This window comes from Micromonospora sp. NPDC126480, assembly GCF_040302465.1.
Taxonomy (GTDB): Bacteria; Actinomycetota; Actinomycetes; order Mycobacteriales; family Micromonosporaceae; genus Micromonospora.
Genome location: NZ_JBEORU010000023.1, coordinates 18,637 through 31,205 on the forward strand (window position 1 = coordinate 18,637; position 12,569 = coordinate 31,205).

At 73.8% G+C, this 12,569-nt stretch carries 12 protein-coding genes; 5 read left to right on the forward strand and 7 right to left on the reverse strand.

Features of this window, described 5'->3' with window-relative positions; genetic code table 11:
* Positions 1 to 50: 50 nt before the first annotated feature.
* Positions 51 to 1,013, reverse strand: coding sequence for a complex I subunit 1/NuoH family protein (locus ABTW87_RS20830; protein ID WP_350652503.1), 963 nt, complete (start codon positions 1,011 to 1,013; stop codon positions 51 to 53).
* On the reverse strand, positions 1,013 to 1,729 hold the full coding sequence (locus tag ABTW87_RS20835; protein ID WP_350652505.1) for an NADH-quinone oxidoreductase subunit C: 717 nt from the start codon (positions 1,727 to 1,729) through the stop codon (positions 1,013 to 1,015). Before ABTW87_RS20835 ends, ABTW87_RS20830 begins: the two co-directional genes overlap by 1 nt.
* 112 nt (positions 1,730 to 1,841) lie before the next feature.
* Between ABTW87_RS20835 and ABTW87_RS20840 the strand changes: the two genes are divergently transcribed.
* Positions 1,842 to 2,888, forward strand: a complete 1,047-nt coding sequence (locus tag ABTW87_RS20840; protein ID WP_350652506.1) for a glucose 1-dehydrogenase — start codon at positions 1,842 to 1,844, stop codon at positions 2,886 to 2,888.
* Between the two features lie 6 nt (positions 2,889 to 2,894).
* On the opposite strand, the gene ABTW87_RS20845 is transcribed toward ABTW87_RS20840, so the two are convergent.
* Positions 2,895 to 4,211, reverse strand: coding sequence for a DUF2252 domain-containing protein (locus ABTW87_RS20845; protein WP_350652508.1), 1,317 nt, complete (start codon positions 4,209 to 4,211; stop codon positions 2,895 to 2,897).
* Positions 4,212 to 4,254: 43 nt separating this feature from the next.
* Positions 4,255 to 4,836, reverse strand: coding sequence for an NADH-quinone oxidoreductase subunit B (locus tag ABTW87_RS20850; RefSeq protein WP_350652509.1), 582 nt, complete (start codon positions 4,834 to 4,836; stop codon positions 4,255 to 4,257).
* 134 nt (positions 4,837 to 4,970) lie between these two features.
* Between ABTW87_RS20850 and ABTW87_RS20855 the strand changes: the two genes are divergently transcribed.
* Together ABTW87_RS20855 and ABTW87_RS20860 are read left to right on the forward strand one after the other, a co-directional pair.
* Positions 4,971 to 5,531 (forward strand): SigE family RNA polymerase sigma factor, encoded by a 561-nt coding sequence (locus ABTW87_RS20855; RefSeq protein WP_350652510.1) that lies wholly within the window; start codon positions 4,971 to 4,973, stop codon positions 5,529 to 5,531.
* Positions 5,524 to 6,714 carry a hypothetical protein gene (locus ABTW87_RS20860; protein WP_350652512.1) on the forward strand — a complete coding sequence of 397 codons (1,191 nt, stop codon included), beginning with the start codon at positions 5,524 to 5,526 and terminating at the stop codon, positions 6,712 to 6,714. The genes ABTW87_RS20855 and ABTW87_RS20860 overlap by 8 nt, the downstream gene beginning before the upstream one ends.
* A gap of 57 nt (positions 6,715 to 6,771) precedes the next feature.
* On the opposite strand, the gene ABTW87_RS20865 is transcribed toward ABTW87_RS20860, so the two are convergent.
* From ABTW87_RS20865 to ABTW87_RS20875, 3 genes are read right to left on the reverse strand one after another with little or no spacing between them, the layout of a single operon-like run.
* Entirely contained in the window at positions 6,772 to 8,232 is a 1,461-nt protein-coding gene (locus ABTW87_RS20865) for a pyridoxal phosphate-dependent decarboxylase family protein (RefSeq protein ID WP_350652513.1), read from the reverse strand.
* Positions 8,229 to 9,722: an MFS transporter gene (locus ABTW87_RS20870; protein ID WP_350652514.1), complete on the reverse strand. Its 1,494-nt coding sequence runs from the start codon at positions 9,720 to 9,722 to the stop codon at positions 8,229 to 8,231. Before ABTW87_RS20870 ends, ABTW87_RS20865 begins: the two co-directional genes overlap by 4 nt.
* Before the next feature lie 32 nt (positions 9,723 to 9,754).
* On the reverse strand, positions 9,755 to 10,069 hold the full coding sequence (locus ABTW87_RS20875) for an MGMT family protein (RefSeq protein ID WP_350652515.1): 315 nt from the start codon (positions 10,067 to 10,069) through the stop codon (positions 9,755 to 9,757).
* Between the two features lie 13 nt (positions 10,070 to 10,082).
* Here ABTW87_RS20875 and proB point away from each other — a divergent pair, with 13 nt between their 5' ends.
* Entirely contained in the window at positions 10,083 to 11,240 is a 1,158-nt protein-coding gene (gene proB / locus ABTW87_RS20880) for a glutamate 5-kinase (protein WP_350652517.1), read from the forward strand.
* A 65-nt stretch (positions 11,241 to 11,305) separates the two neighbouring features.
* A complete protein-coding gene (locus ABTW87_RS20885) occupies positions 11,306 to 12,547 on the forward strand; it encodes a glutamate-5-semialdehyde dehydrogenase (protein WP_350652518.1) in 1,242 nt (413 codons plus the stop codon).
* The last annotated feature ends 22 nt before the right edge of the window (positions 12,548 to 12,569 follow it).

Below are 12,569 nucleotides of genomic sequence, written 5' to 3' on the forward strand. Positions count from 1 at the left end.
GTTAGGAAGGGACCCTTTTACTACCCCAGGCGTTAACAGGGGGCCCTTCCTTACATCGCGACGCGGACGGCTGCGGTCAGGACGAGCTGGGCCAGGGACGCGGGGACCAGGACCAGCCAGCACAGGCGCTGGAGCTGGTCCTCGCGCAGACGCGGGTAGCTCACCCGGAGCCAGATGATCACGAAGCTGACCGCGGCGACCTTGAGCAGCGTCCACAGCCAACCGAGCTGGGCGTCGGCGAACGGGCCCTGCCAGCCGCCGAGGAACAGCACCGTGGTGAGCGCGGCGATCACCACGATCCCCACGTACTCGGCGAGCAGGAAGAACGCGAACCGCAGCCCCGTGTACTCGGTCAGGTACCCGAACACCAGCTCCGAGTCGGCGATGGGCATGTCGAACGGCGGGCGCCGGATCTCGGCCAGCCCGGCGACGAAGAAGACGACCATCGCCGGGGCCTGCCAGAGCAGCCACCACGGCTCCCACGCCTCGACGATGCCGGAGAGGCTCAGCGTGCCCGCCGCCATCGCCACCGACGCGGCGGCGAGCACCAGCGGCAGCTCGTAACCGAGTAGCTGGGCCGCGCCGCGCAGCCCGCCGAGCAGGCTGTACTTGTTGGCCGACGCCCAGGCCGACATGAGCACGGCCACCACGCCGACGCCCACCACGGCCAGCACGAAGAACAGCCCGATGTCCAGCGGCTGCGCCACCAGGTCACCCGGCCCGAGCGGGATCACCAGCAGCACCAGCAGGTAGGGCACCAGGGCGACCACGGGGGCGAGCCGGAACACCGGACGGTCCGCCTCCCGGGGCGTCACGTCCTCCTTCTGCACGAACTTCACGCCGTCGGCGATGAGCTGCGCCCACCCGTGGAAGGCACCGGCGTACATCGGGCCGAGCCGGCCCTGCATGTGCGCCATCACCTTGTGCTCGGCCTGGCCGACCAGCAGCGGCAGGGTCAGGAAGGCGACCAGCACGCCGCCCACCCGCAGCAGCAGCTCCAGCCAGAGTGGCATCAGGCCGTCCCCCCGTCGTCGTCGGCCCGCCCGGTCGCCGCGGGGCCGCGCGGGGACGGCCGGGCGGGCCGCTCCCGGGCCGGCCGGGCCGGCACCCCGCCGCGCGGACCCTCCCCCACACCGGCCGCGCCGGCCGGCGTCGGCGTCGTTCCCCACTCCCCCGGAGCGGGTACGCCGGGCGGACGGATCGGCCGCCGGCCGCCACCGGCCTCGGACTCGCCCGGCTCCTTCGCGCCCGGCCACGGCTTGGCGACCCGGGAGGCGAGGACGAACTCCTTGCGCAGCGGATGCCCCTCGAACTCGGGGGGCAGCAGCAGCGGCTTCAGGTCGGCGTGGCCGGCGAAGTCGATGCCGAACATCTCGTGCGTCTCGCGCTCGTGCCAGGCTGCGCCGGGGTAGACCGCGACCACCGACGGGACCGTCGGCGCGGCGCGGGGAACCCGGGTACGCAACAGGAGCCCGTGCCGGTGGCGGGTGGACCACACGTGCGCCACCACGTCGAAGCCGTCGGCCAGCTCGTCGACGGCGGACAGCCAGTCGAAGAAGTCGCACGCCAGGTCGCTGTCGTCGCGGGCGGCGCGCAGCGCGTCGGGCCAGCTCGCCGCCGGTACGTCGACGGTGGCGCGGGCGTGCGCCTGGCCGCCGGAGACCGACGTGGTGACCTCGGCCGGCGCGAGCAACGCCGCCATCCGCTGGCCGACCTCGTCCGGAGTCATGCCGCTGATCCTACGGACCCGCCCGGCGCCCGGCCCGGGCCCGCAGGCTCCGGCCGGTGGGATCTGCCCCATTCGCCGCCACCGGAACCGTCCGACGGTGAAGATGGGAGTCGTGCGGGCTGTGACTGTCACCCCTGGCGTGGCCGATTCGCTGCGGCTGGTCGAGGACCACCCGGAGCCGGCGCACGAGGAGGGCGCGATCCTGGTCGAGTCCCTGGCGGTCGGCATCTGCGGCACCGACAACGAGATCATCGCCGGCCACTACGGCGAAGCACCGCCCGGTACCGACCAGCTCGTGCTGGGGCACGAGTCGCTCGGCCGGGTCGTGGAGGACCCGACCGGCACGCTGCAACCCGGTGAACTCGTCGCGGCGATCGTGCGCCACCCCGATCCGGTGCCCTGTCCGAACTGCGCGGTGGGCGAGTGGGACATGTGCCGCAACGGGCGGTTCACCGAGCACGGCATCAAGGCGCTGCCGGGCTTCGCGCGGGAGCGGTGGCGCGTCCAGCCCCGGTTCGCGGTCGGGCTGGACCCGGCGCTGCAGCGGGTGGGTGTGCTGCTGGAGCCGACAAGCGTGGTCGCCAAGGCCTGGGACCACATCGACCGGATCGGGCACCGCGCGGAGTGGCAGCCGCAGAGCGTCCTGGTCACCGGCGCGGGGCCGATCGGGCTCCTCGCCGCCCTGCTGGCCAGCCAGCGTGGACTCGCCGTGCACGTGCTCGACCTGGCCACCGACGGGCCGAAGCCGGCGCTGGCGACGGCGCTCGGCGCCACGTACCACTCGGCGCCGGTCAACGACCTCGGCTTCGAGCCGGACATCGTCCTGGAGTGCACCGGAGCGCCGTCGGTCGTCCTCGACGTCATGTGCAAGGTCGGGCCGAACGGTGTGGTGTGCCTGACCGGCGTCTCCAGCGGCGGCCGGACCATCGACTTCGACGCCGGCGCCCTGAACCGCACCCTGGTGCTGGAGAACAACGTCGTCTTCGGCTCGGTAAACGCCAACCGCCGGCACTGGGACCTGGCGGCCGCGGCGCTGGCCAAGGCCGACCCGGCGTGGCTGAGCTCGCTGATCACCCGCCGGGTGCCGGTCGACGCGTACGCCGACGCGTACATCCAGCAGCCGGACGACATCAAGGTGGTGCTCGAGTTCGCCTCCTGACAGCGCTCAGATGCCGGGCAGCCGCCCGTTGCGGAACACGTCCACGAAGAGCTGGTGGTCGGCCCGGGTCCGGGCGCCGTACGCGTGGGCGAAGTCGACGAGGTACGCGACGAAGCGGTCGGCGTCCGCACCCACCGCGGCGACGATCGCCTCCTCGGTGGAGTAGTCGACCAGGTCGTGGCTGGACTCGTCGTCGGCCACCGAGTGCATCCGGGCGACCGCGTGGCCGAGGTGGCCGAAGACACCGGCCAGCTCGTCCGGCTCGTTCACGTCGGCCCAGTCCAGGTCGGCGGCATACGGGGAGACCTCGGCGACGAGCTGCCCCACCCCGTCCAGCTCGGTGAAGCCCAGCCACGGGTCCGCGTACGCCTGCAGGGCCCGCTGCGACTCCGCCGTGCGGTGCCCCTGGTGCCGGAAGTAGCCGCGGACCGTCCCGTCCGTGATGTGCCGCGCCACGGCCGGCACCTGCGCCTGCTTCATGTAGAGGACGACGTCGTTCTCCAGCGCCTGCGTGTGCCCCTCCAGCAACAGGTTGTACGAGGGCAGGCCGGCGGAGCCGATGCCCACCCCCTTGCGGAGCACCACGTCCTTGATCTGGGCGGCGACCGGCCGCAGCTTGGTGGCCGACGGTGGCCGCGTGGACAGGTACGCCTCGTAGGCCGCGCAGACCCTGTCCCGCGTGTCCCGGTCGATCTCGAAGACCCCGTCGCCCAGGGAGAACCGCCGCTCGTAGTTGTCGATGGTGGTCTGGGTGGCCAGCAGATCGACCCGGGTGTTGAGCCGGGCCTGCTGCAGCACCCGCAGCAGCACCCCGTCGGCGGTGTCCAGCGTGATCGAGCCGATCGCGTCGTCACCGCCGGTGGCGATGCCCCGCAGCTCGGCCAGGTACGACCGGGCGAACACGCCGACCAGGTCGCTGATCGCGGCGTCGGAGAGCGCCTTGGCGTAGCCGAGCAGCGCCACGCTCGCCGCGAAGCGCTTCAAGTCCCACGAGAACGGGCCGACGTACGCCTCGTCGAAGTCGTTGACGTTGAACACGAGCTGCCCGGAGGCGTTCATGTAGGTGCCGAAATTCTCCGCGTGCAGGTCGCCGTGGATCCACACCCGGCTGGTCCGCTCGTCCAGGAACTCGTCGTCGGCGAAGTCGCCACGCTGGTCGGCGTAGAAGAGCGCGGCGCTGCCCCGGCAGAAGGCGAACGGCGACGCCGCAATCTTGCGGAACTTGCGGCGGAACGCCGCCGGGTCGAGCGCCATCGACTCACCGAACTCCTCGGTGAGCACGTCGACGAGGAAGGCGGAACGCCGCTCCGCGGATTGAATCATGGTGGGCACGCTAGCGCCCGCGCACCACCCGTACCGTCGGCCGTCAGGACGAGGCGGGCGGTCGGACCGGCGGGGCGGTGAGCGACTCGGTGGAGCGCGGCACGAGCCCGTCGGCCGGCGGCGCGGTCACCGGCGGGGCGAGCACGTCCGGGCGGGAGACCCCGCCGACGCCGGACCCCTCGGCGGCGATCTTCTCCTGCAGGCGCAGGATGCCGTGCAGCAGCGCCTCCGGCCGGGGCGGGCAGCCGGGCACGTACACGTCGACCGGGATGAGCTGGTCGACGCCCTTGGTCACCGAGTAGGAGTCCCAGTAGGGACCGCCGCAGTTGGAGCAGGCGCCGAACGAGATGACGTACTTCGGCTCGGGCATCTGGTCGTAGAGGCGCTTGATCGCCGGCGCCATCTTGTCGGTGACCGTCCCGGAGACCACCATGAGGTCGGCCTGCCGGGGGCCGTGGGCGAACGGGATCACGCCGAGACGCATGAAGTCGTGCCGGCTCATACTGGTGGCGATGAACTCGATCGCGCAGCAGGCGAGGCCGAAGTTGAAGACCCAGAGCGAGTAGCGGCGGCCCCAGTTCAGCACGAACCGGATCGGCTCGCCCAGCACCGCCGGCAACTGCACCTCGGGCCTCCCTCGCTGTCTTTCGACTTGACAGTCAACCACAGCGTCCTGGACGGCGGCCCGCGCAACCGGGGCGGGCGTCCGGGCGTGTGACGGGCAGTCGCGCCGGTGGCCGGCGCCTACGGGGAGGGTCGATGACGGTGACGAGGGACCCACGGCTCGACGAGCCGCCACCCGCGGTGGGGACGCCAGCGCTGCACCGATCCGACGGGATCGACTTCGACGGCCTCTACCACGCCCACTTCCGGGCGCTGACGCTCCAGCTCGCCGCGTACTGCGGCGACCTGGCGCAGGCGCAGGACCTGGTACAGGAGGCGTTCTGCCGGGCGTTCGCCCGCTGGTCGCGGGTGTCGCGTTACGACGACCCGGTGGCGTGGGTACGCCGGGTCGCCTGGAACCTCGCCACCAGCCGCTGGCGACGGATGCGGACCGCCCGGTCGTGGCTGCACCGGCAGCGCGAGGAGCACGTGCCCGGTCCGGGCCCGGACCGTGTGGCGCTGATCGCCGCCCTGGCCCAGCTGCCGACCGGCCAGCGGCGCGCGGTGGTGCTGCACTACCTGGCCGACCTCACCGTCACACAGATCGCGGAACAGGAGGGTGTGGCGGAGGGCACCGTCAAGTCCTGGCTGCACCGGGGCCGGGCCGCGCTGGCGGCCCAGTTGGCTCCCACCACGGAGGTGAACCACCATGACTGAACCCGAGGACATCCTGGTCGACGGCGAGTTCGCGGCGTTCCGTGAGGCGTACGCCCCGGTGGTGCACCCGGCCGGGACGGCCGCCGTCCGGGAGACCGTCCGGCGGCGGCGCCGGCGCGCGGCGGTGGTCACCGCGGCGGCCGTGGTGCTCGCCGTGGCGGTCCCGGTGGGGGCGACCGCCGCGCTGCACCGGCCCGATCCGGCACCCGGGCCGGCGCGGACCGGCAGCCCGACCCCATCGGGGACGACCGGCTCGCCGACCACGACCCCGTCGAGCACGGCGAGCCCGACCCCGGCCGCGCCCGACGGCCGGATCACCCGGGCGCAGCTGCTCGCCGCCCGGCTCGACCTGCCGGCCTGGCCCGACCACGTTCCGGACTCCTGCGCCACCGACGACGTCCGCCTCCGGTCGGGACCGCAGGACGACGCCGTGCCGACCCTGCTGGACGGGCCCCGCCACGGCGACCTCGACGGCGACGGGGCCACCGAGACGGTGGTGCTGGTCGCCTGCCGCTTCGGCGAGGCGTCGGCGAAGCAGGTGGTGGCCTTCGACCGGGACGCCGCCGGCCGCATCACCACCCTGGGCCAGGTGGTCGGCACCCGGGAAGGGATGGACGACATCACCGACTTCTCCGTGCCGGCCGACGGGAAGGTCCGGGCGTACGTGGCCGACGTGCAGCCCTGCTGCGGCACACCGGTGTGGTCCCCGCAACGGCAGTGGCGGACGTACGCCTGGACCGCCGACCGGTTCGAGCAGACCGCGGGGCCGACCGCCTTCGGTGTCGACCCGCGGCTGACCGACCTCACCCTGACCGCGGGCGACCTGGTCCTCGGACCGTCGGACGCGAACGGCGACCGGACCGCCACGGTGACCGTCACCGTGACGAACGAGGGGCCGGTGGACGTGCCGTGGCTCGGGTTCACCGACTTCTTCACGATCGGCGAGCCCGCCGGCGGCGACCTCGACCGCTGCCGCGCGGTGCGGTCGGACGGATCGGAGAGCTGCGTCCTGGACGGCCTGCCGGCCGGCGAGCGGAGGACCTACACGTTCGTGTTCCGGTACGACGCGCTGGCCGGCGCCGGGCCGCCGGCCCTGCGGGTCGTCCACTACGACAAGCAGGAACGGTGGTGGGACGACCTGCAGCGGAAGGACAACCAGGTCGAGCTGCGCACGGCGGGCTGACGACGTGGCGACCCGGCTCCCGGGTCGCCACGTCACCTGCGGCCGCCTACCGCGGCATCAGAAGGTCGGTCGCTGGAGCAGCCCGACGAACTCCACCAGGAGCCGCTCCCGCAGGGCCGGCGGGGCGGTGTCGAGGAGCGTGTTCACGGTCGCCATCCGCTCCGGGAGTGTCGCGCCGCCCCCGGCGCCGAGACCGAGACCGGCGGCCAGGCCGGCGACCAGGTCCGGGGTGAGCGCCTCGGGCGTCAGCGAGCCGGCGAGGGCGAGCAGCTCCGCGGGGAGCCGGACCGGTCCGGCCGCCCGGGTCGCCGCGACGGCCTCGGCCAGGTCCGGAGCGAACGCGGGCACCTGCGGCGCGACCGAGGCGGTGACGGTGAGGTGCACGCTCGGCGGCAGGTCGGCGTACGACAGCTGCGGCTGGGTGTGCCAGCCCCGGGCGGCCAGCTCGTCGACGAGCACGAACAGGTCCAGCTCCGGATCGGTGCTGGTGAAGCAGACCACGCTGGACTCCGGCTCGGCCATCAGCCGCAGTCCGGGCACGCCCCGCACGGCGTCCGCCAGCCCGGCCACCGCGTCCCGGGTGAGCCGCGCCAGCCGGAGGTACCCGTCCTCGCCGAGGTGGCGCAGGGTGGCGTACGCGGCGGCGATCGGCCCGCCGGAGCGGGTCGAGGCGATGACCGGGTTGATCATCGTGTAGCCGGGCCAGTCGGCGTACGCGAAGTACTGCGGCGCCCGCAGCGCCGCGTCGCGGTGCAGCAGGACCGAGACGCCCTTCGGGGCGTACGCGTACTTGTGCAGGTCGACCGAGATCGAGGTGACCCCGGGCACGGCGAAGTCGAACGGCGGCACCGGTTCGCCGAGGCGGCGCAGCCAGGGCAGGGTCCAGCCGCCGAAGCACGCGTCGACGTGGCAGCGCACCCCGGCCCGGGCGGCGACCGCGGCGATCTCCGCCACCGGGTCGACGACGCCGTGCGCGTACGACGGCGCGGAGGCGGCGACAAGCACGGTCTCCGGACGGATCGCGGCGGCGACGGCGGCCGGGTCGGGCCGCAGCGTCTCCGCCGACACCGGCACCGGGTCCACGGCCACCCGCAGATAGTGGCCGGCCTTGGCGAACGCGGCGTGCGCGCTGGCCGGCACGACGATCCGGGGTTCGGTGATCTCCGGATGGGCGTCGCGGGCCGACTTCACCGCGAGGATCAATGACTCGGTGCCGCCGCTGGTGACGCTGCCCACCACGTCCGGCGCGGCGGTGCCCGGCCCACCGCCGAGCAACCGCGCGGCGGCGCCGACCAGCGCGTTCTCCATCGCGAGCAGGGACGGGAAGGCGGTCGGGTCGAGCCCGTTGACGTAGGCGCTCATCGCGTGGGCAGCGGTGGTCAGCTCGTCCAGCCCGGGCACCGCCGGGTCGTAGACGTACGCGAACAGCCGCCCGCCGTGCGTCGGCCGATCCGCCCCCCGCAGCGCCTGGATCTCCTGGAGCACCCGCTCAGCGGGAACCCCACTCTCGTCGATCATGGAGTTGTGGTGCCCTTTCCGTGGTTCTCAGCGGCTTTCGTCCCCACCACAACTCCATGATCGCCGGGGGTGGGGGTGGGGGTCAGGTTGTAGGGGCGGAGGAGGACGGTGGCCGCCGCGACCAGGAGGGCCGGGAGGACCGTGAACCCGAGGAGGATGCCGAGGCGGGCGCTGTCCGGCTGGTTCGCCGCCGCGCCGGTGGCGGAGGAGACGTAGCCGGAGAACTGGAGCACGAGCCCGAAGATGCCCGGCCCCAGCGCCAGGCCGAACGTCTCCCCCGCCGTCCACAGGCCGGTGAACACCCCGGCCTGCCGCCGGCCGGTGCGCGCCTCGTCGTACGCGATGCAGTCCGGGAGCATGGCGAGGGCGAAGACCTGCTGGCCGGCGTAGCCGACACCGATCAGGGCGACAAGCAGGTAGATCCCGACGGCCGGGAGCACCTGCGCGGCGACCAGGGCCAGCGCGCCGGCGGCGAAGATCAACGACGCGGCGACCAGGCCGGCGAGCTTGCCGAACCGCCGGCCGACCCGGCTCCACAGCGGCATCACCAGCAGCGCCGGCCCGACGAAGCAGACGAACAGGACGGTCGGCCCGCCCTCCGGGTCGCCGAGGATCTGGGTGGCGAAGTAGTCCACCCCGGCCAGGATCGTCGCCACCCCGGCGGACTGGATCACGAAGCAGACCAGCAGCGCCCGGAACGCCCGGTTGCGCCCCGCGATTGCGAGCTGCGCCCGCAGCGTCGGCTCGCTCTCGCCCACCATGTCGACCGGCGCGGAGCGGGTGCCGAGGAACGCGCCGACCGCTCCGAGCACGATCAGCCCGGCGACGAAGAGCCCCATCCAGCGGTGCCCCGCGAGGCCGCCGCCACCCGCGTCCCGGACCAGCGGGGCCACCGCGCCGGAAACCAGGATGGCCAACGCCAGCACCGCGATCCGCCAGGTCATCAGCCGGGTACGTTCCGCGTAGTCGCCGGTCAGCTCGGCCGGCATCGCCACGTACGGGACCTGGAAGAAGGCGAACGCGGTGGCGGTGGCGAGGAACGCCAGCGCCACGTACAGCCCGGCCGCCGGACCGCTGCCGAACGGCGCGGCGAAGATGGCCGCGAAGAGGACGCCGAGCGCCAGGCCGGCGCCCAGCAGGTACGGCCGGCGGGCGCCCCATCGCGAGCGGGTGCGGTCGGAGATCCGGCCGGCGACCGGGTTGACAAGCACGTCCCACGCCTTCGGCAGCAGCACGAGCAGGGCCGCCACGCCGGCCGCCACGCCCAGCGTGTCGGTCAGGTACGGCAGCAGGAGCAGCCCCGGCACGGTGCCGAAGGCGCCGGTGGCGAACGAGCCGAGCGCGTACCCGCCGTGCACCCGACGGGGCAGCGCCCCGGTCGGTACGGGTCGGGCCGGCGGTGCGGACGTCGCCGTGGGGTCGGTGGACGCGGCGGGGGCGCCGGACGAGCCGGCGGCGGTCGGGCCGGTTCCAGCCGGCGGCGCGTCCATGGTGCCGAATGTTACTCACGTTATGGCGGGGGTCACATCCCCTCTTCCGGCGACCAACTCGCCGCCCGCATGTCCACGCCGTCGCCGCGCAACGGCGTCCCCTCGGCGACCAGCCGGGCCCGCGCCTTCCGCTCGTGACCCGGCGGCAGCCGTCCGGCGGAGGTCACCACCCGGTGCCAGGGCACCCCACCACCGTGCCGGGCCATGATCGAGCCGACCAGCCGGGCGGACGTCCGCCCCGAACGCTCGGCGAGCGCGTCGGCCACCGCCCCGTACGACATCACCCGGCCGGGCGGGATCCGCTCGACCAGTTCCAGTACCGCCTCTACGTACTCCTCGGGTCCCACGACCCGCCACGATATGGGAACGCGGCCGGGCGCCGCCGGAGCGACCACGCAGAATGGGCGGGTGCGCGACATGGTGACGGCGGCCCGGCGGGTGGTCGTCAAGATCGGATCCTCCTCGTTGACCACCGCGGCGGGCGGCCTGGACGACGAGCGGGTCGACGTCCTCGTGGAGACCCTCGCCGACCTCGCCGACCAGGGCCGGGAAGTCGTGCTGGTCTCCTCCGGCGCGATCGCCGCCGGGCTCGCCCCGCTCGGGCTGGCCCGTCGCCCCCGCGACCTGGCCACCCAGCAGGCCGCCGCCAGCGTCGGGCAGGGCCTGCTGATCGGCCGGTACGCGGCGGCCTTCGCCCGGCACCGGCTCACCGTCGGCCAGGTGCTGCTCACCGTCGACGACGTGACCCGGCGGGCGCACTACCGCAACGCGTACCGGACCCTGCGCAAGCTGCTCGACCTGCGCGCGGTGCCCATCGTCAACGAGAACGACACGGTCGCCACCGAGGAGATCAGGTTCGGTGACAACGACCGCCTCGCCGCCCTGGTGGCCGCGCTGGTCCACGCCGACCTGCTGGTCCTGCTCTCCGACGTCGACGCGCTCTGGACCGGCGACCCCGCCCGCCCGGGTTCGGTGCCGATCAGCGAGGTCCGCGACGAGCGGGACCTGGCCGGGGTGACCATCGGCGGCATCGGGCGGGCCGGCGTCGGCACCGGCGGCATGGTCACCAAGGTGGAGGCCGCCCGCATCGCCACCGGCTTCGGCATTCCGGTCGTCCTCACCTCCGCCGGGCTGGCCACCGAGGCGCTGGCCGGGAAACCGGTCGGCACCCTCTTCCACCCCAGCCGGCGGCGTCCCGCCGCCCGCCTGTTCTGGCTCGCCCACGCCACCTCGCCCCGGGGCCGGCTGCACCTGGACCCGGGCGCGGTGCAGGCGGTGGTGGGGCGGCGCAAGTCACTGCTGCCCGCCGGGATCACCGCCGTGGACGGGACGTTCACCGCCGGCGACCCGGTCGACCTGGTGAACACCGAGGGCGCGCCGGTCGCGCGCGGGCTGGTCAACTACGACGCGGTGGAACTGCCGGGCCTGCTCGGCCGCTCCACGGCGGAACTCGCCGCGTCCCTCGGCCCGGCGTACGAACGAGAGGTCGTCCACCGCGACGACCTGGTGCTGTTGTAAGCAGGGGCCCCTTGTTAACGCCGGGCGTTGTACAAGGGACCCCTCCTAACACCGAGGAGTGCAGGATGAGCGTCGTCGAGCAGGCACGGCGGGCCCGGACGGCGGCGGAGACCCTGGCGGTCGCCACGCGTACCGTCAAGGACGCCGCGCTTCATGCGATGGCCGACGCGCTGGTGGCGCGTACCCCGGAGATCCTGGCCGCGAACGGCGCGGACCTGGCGGCCGGACGCGCGGCCGGGCTGAGCGCGGCGGTCCTCGACCGGCTCGCCCTCGACGAGGCGCGAGTGGCCGGCATCGCCGACGCGCTGCGCCAGATGGCCGCGCTGCCCGACCCGGTCGGCGAGGTCGTCCGGGGCTCGACCCTGCCGAACGGCCTGGAGCTGCGCCAGATCCGGGTGCCGTTCGGGGTGGTCGGCATCATCTACGAGGGCCGGCCCAACGTCACCGTGGACGCCGCCGGCATCTGCCTGAAGTCCGGCAACGCCGCACTCCTGCGCGGCTCCTCGACCGCCGCGAACTCGAACGCGGCGCTGGTCGCCGTGCTGCGCGACGCGGTCGCCGACGCCGGCCTGCCGGCGGACGCCGTGCAGCTGCTCGACGCCTCCACGCGCGACTCGGTCAAGGAGCTGATGCGGGCCCGGGGCCTGGTCGACGTGCTGATCCCGCGTGGCGGCGCGTCACTCATCCGCACCGTGGTCGAGGAGTCGACGGTCCCGGTCATCGAGACCGGCGTGGGCAACTGCCACGTCTACGTCGACGCCGCCGCGGACGTCCCGAAGGCCGTCGCGGTCACGCTGAACGCCAAGACGCAGCGCCTGTCGACCTGCAACACCGCCGAGTCGCTGCTGGTCCACGCCGCCGCCGCGGACGCGTTCCTGCCGCCGATGCTTGCCGCGTTCGCGGAGGCCGGGGTGACCGTGCACGGCGACGCCCGGGTGGCCGCGTTCTCCGACGCGGTCGTGCCGGCGACCGACGAGGACTTCGCCACCGAGTACCTGTCGGCCGACATCTCGGTCGCCGTCGTCGACTCGCTGGACGCGGCGGTCGCGCACATCCGGCGGTACGGCACGGGGCACACCGAGGCGATCGTCACCGACTCCCAAGCCGCCGCCCGGGAGTTCGTGGCCCGGGTGGACTCGGCGGCGGTGATGGTGAACGCCTCCACCCGGTTCACCGACGGCGGCGAGTTCGGCTTCGGCGCGGAGATCGGCATCTCCACCCAGAAACTGCACGCCCGCGGCCCGATGGGGCTCCCGGAGCTGACCAGCACGAAGTACGTGGTCACCGGCGACGGCCACCTCAGGTGAAAGGAAGGGTCCCTTGTTAACG

Coding starts and splice junctions, on each gene's coding strand:
- ABTW87_RS20835 (WP_350652505.1), bottom strand. CDS start 1,729: ATGACTCCGGACGAGGTCGGCCAGCGGATGGCGGCGTTGCTCGCGCCG.
- ABTW87_RS20830 (WP_350652503.1), bottom strand. CDS start 1,013: ATGCCACTCTGGCTGGAGCTGCTGCTGCGGGTGGGCGGCGTGCTGGTC.
- ABTW87_RS20855 (WP_350652510.1), top strand. CDS start 4,971: ATGACGGTGACGAGGGACCCACGGCTCGACGAGCCGCCACCCGCGGTG.
- ABTW87_RS20860 (WP_350652512.1), top strand. CDS start 5,524: ATGACTGAACCCGAGGACATCCTGGTCGACGGCGAGTTCGCGGCGTTC.
- proB (WP_350652517.1), top strand. CDS start 10,083: ATGGGAACGCGGCCGGGCGCCGCCGGAGCGACCACGCAGAATGGGCGG.
- ABTW87_RS20845 (WP_350652508.1), bottom strand. CDS start 4,211: ATGATTCAATCCGCGGAGCGGCGTTCCGCCTTCCTCGTCGACGTGCTC.
- ABTW87_RS20885 (WP_350652518.1), top strand. CDS start 11,306: ATGAGCGTCGTCGAGCAGGCACGGCGGGCCCGGACGGCGGCGGAGACC.
- ABTW87_RS20870 (WP_350652514.1), bottom strand. CDS start 9,722: ATGGACGCGCCGCCGGCTGGAACCGGCCCGACCGCCGCCGGCTCGTCC.
- ABTW87_RS20865 (WP_350652513.1), bottom strand. CDS start 8,232: ATGATCGACGAGAGTGGGGTTCCCGCTGAGCGGGTGCTCCAGGAGATC.